Annotated in this window: 2 pseudogenes; both read right to left on the minus strand. The window is 37.9% G+C overall.

The features are described from left to right. Positions 1-18 precede the first annotated feature (18 nt). Positions 19-1511 (minus strand): annotated as a pseudogene (locus tag I8752_RS31595) (ISNCY family transposase). 166 nt (positions 1512-1677) lie between these two features. Then, positions 1678-1830 (minus strand): annotated as a pseudogene (locus tag I8752_RS37770) (transposase); the annotation flags it as partial.

Consider the following 1830-nt stretch of genomic DNA (forward strand, 5'->3'; position numbering starts at 1 on the left):
CTAGTGTGGTAAAATTCACTAGACAAGACGACTCTCTAGGTTAGCTAAGTAAGCCTTGGGGTCTCGGCGAAATCGATACTGTTCAATTCTGGCTTTGTGGTGTTTTTGCAACTGAGAGCGTAATTCGAGCCAAGTATGAATATCAACTTGTGCTAAATCAGATGCGGTAAAAGAATGAAGTTTAGTAGCGATCGCACAAGCAAGTTTGACAGAACCACGAATAACGAGAGATGAGGGAGGAACCTTACGACCTGTACAACGACGTTGATGATGACGTAGCATACCAAAAGCATGTTATAAGTCATTATTAGTTCTGGGAAACCCTTCAATTTCGTAACAATGAAAAAGTCCAGACCAGTAGTTCTGGGTGGTTTTTATAAAGTTATCGATTGCGGTATTAAGTGTACCAGCTTTCTGCTTTTGTTGGAACATTTCCGTTAACAGTTGCTGATAAGTTTGTTGGACTCCAGCAGCATCAAGAGCTATTTTATTGTTGAGAATATTACTAGCTTTATCAATCCACTGATATGCAACCCTCACAGGTGAAAATAAAGATGCAGTCGCAGATAATCCCTTGGCTAGAAGGTGTTTTAGGTTGACTAAAGGTGGTGGTAAAACACTTTTTTTTCCATCCGTTCTAAGCTTTGCTCTATCAACGTCAAATTTGATTGTAACTTTAATCCAGATGCCTCTAACGGTGGATGACCATCATTGGTAATAGAACTACGTACTGCCGAGCAATAATCTTCAATAATAGTCGCCATTTCCCGATCTTCATTGGCAGCATTACGTTCAATGTCTCGTAATCCTCTAACTTTTTTCTTTAATTCCTTTTTTGCATGTCGATCCGCCTCATATATGGGTTTGATTGCCTCTTTCAAGTAATGATAATGACACAAACCATGAGCTATTTTTGGTAATGCTATCCCAACAGCTTTACGAATTGATTGTTGCCCATCACTAACAACTCCATCAATTGGTACATCCAGAATATTAGTTACTTCTAATAATAACGCCGCTAAATCTTCATTTCTTGATGATAATAAGGTTTTAGCTAGTATTATTTCTCCTGATAAGCAATCTCGAATTACCCATAATACCTCATGTCCAATTTCTGGCTGCATCCCATCAATTGCTAATATCACTCGTCCTTGATTTTTAAATATTGCTTTTAACCTTTTGTGGTCTTTTAGCCACAAAGAAATTAACTCGTCATATCTGTCAATTAGGTACGTGACCGTTCGTTGACTTATACATATACCCTTTAATTCTAGGTGAGCGTGTATTTGGGGAACACTTCTATGTTCCTGATAGCGTAATGCTCCTATATAAGCAATCACATCCAAACCAAATTCGTTTTGTGGTAGAGCGAGTGACCCTTCAAGCTCTGGTCGATATGCTTTTTTGTACCGCAAACATGATTTATTTTGACATCGCCGAATTTTTAGCTGTAGTTCTACTACCCCATTTAACGTTCTTATATGTCGAGGATTATTGTATTCATTCCACATTGCTTGACCGCACGAAGGACATTTTTTTTGAACACAGTCGAGTACTTCAAACGATGTTGCCTCTGGTTTTAGACTTTTTCTTGCCAAGTTTTTGCACCATTATTTTGCTACAAGGTCAAGATTACAGGATTTTCACTCTTCTCTAGTAAGTTTTGCCACACTAGGATTTTTCATGGTCATTTAAGTCTTCGTATCCCATGATCAACCCATATATTCGTTGTGTAATTAAGTCTTTTATTGAATGGTCAACTCGGTTTGGTTTTCGGTAATCTTTAAAACACTGTGCAAGCTGTGATGTGATTTGTAGTTTTCTGTCTAT

Source organism: Dendronalium phyllosphericum CENA369 (assembly GCF_016056275.1).
Taxonomy (GTDB): Bacteria; Cyanobacteriota; Cyanobacteriia; order Cyanobacteriales; family Nostocaceae; genus Dendronalium; species Dendronalium phyllosphericum.